Annotated in this window: 2 protein-coding genes; both read left to right on the top strand. The window is 55.3% G+C overall.

The window, feature by feature from the left end; all coding sequences use genetic code 11:
• Positions 1 to 127 precede the first annotated feature (127 nt).
• Positions 128 to 466 (top strand): hypothetical protein, encoded by a 339-nt coding sequence (locus CR103_RS21715; protein WP_143752725.1) that lies wholly within the window; start codon positions 128 to 130, stop codon positions 464 to 466.
• Between the two features lie 122 nt (positions 467 to 588).
• A complete protein-coding gene (locus tag CR103_RS24275) occupies positions 589 to 687 on the top strand; it encodes a PEP-CTERM sorting domain-containing protein (protein WP_099917953.1) in 99 nt (32 codons plus the stop codon).
• Positions 688 to 1,567: the final 880 nt, after the last annotated feature.

Genomic DNA, 1,567 nt, shown 5'->3' with positions numbered 1-1,567 from the left:
GCCTCAAGGCCGACCTTTCCCTTGAACTCCGCGCTGTGCACTTTCCGCTTCTTTATTTCCGCCATTCGCCGCTATCCTCCTGTGAGGACCGTAGCTTAAACCGCTGTCTCAAATCATGGGTCCACTAGTGAACCAGACGGTCCTCTATTACCTCGGGCTGGACGACACGATCGAGGCAGCTGAGCTTCCCTATGAATTGACCATGCGTTCGACCTTTGACCCTGTCGCGGACTCACCCGGCCGCGGTGAATGGGTAACGGACCAGAGCAGCCAAGTGCTCGTCGAGTTCAAAATCGGGAGCATGACCTACCACTACCACTACACCGGCAGCGGAAGTACATCGGCAAACGTCTATACGCCGTTCGATACGGAGATGCGTATCTTCATGAGGTCAGACTGGACAATCTGCACTTCTGGCAAACCGGATATGCGCCGACAGGCACGCCTGGCCCCGGTGGGGCGCTGACCATGCGCGACGTTGGTGGCATCACCAGCGGTGTTTTCGGGATCAATGCATACCCTTCCAACCCTGATGCGCCCGGCTTCTGGCCGATGGGTGGCAAGGCAACCAGCTTTTCTGTCTAGATCATGAGTGCCATACCGGAACCGGCGTCGTACGCGTTGTTGGCCGCAGGGCTTTTCGTGCTCGGCCGGAGGCGCGTGCAGGCGTTAGCCAGGACATGCTGACCAAGATTGGGCGACTTGGTGAGATGGCTGTTCCGGTTAAGCGAGTCGGAAATAGACCGGACACGAAAACTTCGAACCCCAGAAACGACAACGCCCACTTGCTTGAGTGGGCGTTGCGTGAACGATGTTCTTGGTGGCCCGGGGCGGAATCGAACCACCGACACAAGGATTTTCAAGCTTAGGTCCAAGCCCAGCTGCAAGAGGATAGCTGAAACCATGGCGGTTCGCCTACGGACCAGCTGGGTTGCACGGTTTGTTGCAGATGAAATACATCACCGACAGAGCGAGCCCGGTTAGCGGGCCATTCGACTAACCTATAGCGGCTTTTCTCGTCCGCAGCGTTAAGAGCAAAAACAGCGAAATTTGCCCCGAAGACCGGCCAAGGACCGGCCAGTTCCCTGCGTCAAAGCAGAGTGCGTCCGGGTAGTTTGCCGACGCAAATTTTTTCGCCGCTGATCATCTCCATCGAATGTCTCGCGAAAGAACCAGCAACAGGCAATCCCGCGCCCTCGCCCCTCCTTTCTGTTGCCGATGGGATGCAATACGTCATCGACAATCCGCCGAAATCTGGATAAGCTACACGTTTCCACGGATTGCGATTACGCCAGCACATAAAAGCGCGTTTACATTCTGAATGTTGATATTTGCCAAAAACATATGGATTGTCACATAAAGCGTGTTGTGAAGATTGAAGTGTATTACGCTGATCGTATTTCCCCCGCGTACCAAAAAATCGTAAAGGTTAAACTAGGGGTGACTATTTAGCCGCTATGCAGCGAGCCGAATTGGATCGCCATTGAAGGCGCGCCGCAAGACGTCGAGCATGCCGTGGCCTTGTTTGCGCAGCGTGTCGAGGCAGGAGCGGATGACGCAGAAATTC

Origin of the sequence: Massilia psychrophila (genome assembly GCF_002760665.1) — a bacterium.
Classification (GTDB): Bacteria; Pseudomonadota; Gammaproteobacteria; order Burkholderiales; family Burkholderiaceae_D; genus JAFCUW01.
This window is presented reverse-complemented; position numbering and strand designations above follow the sequence as displayed.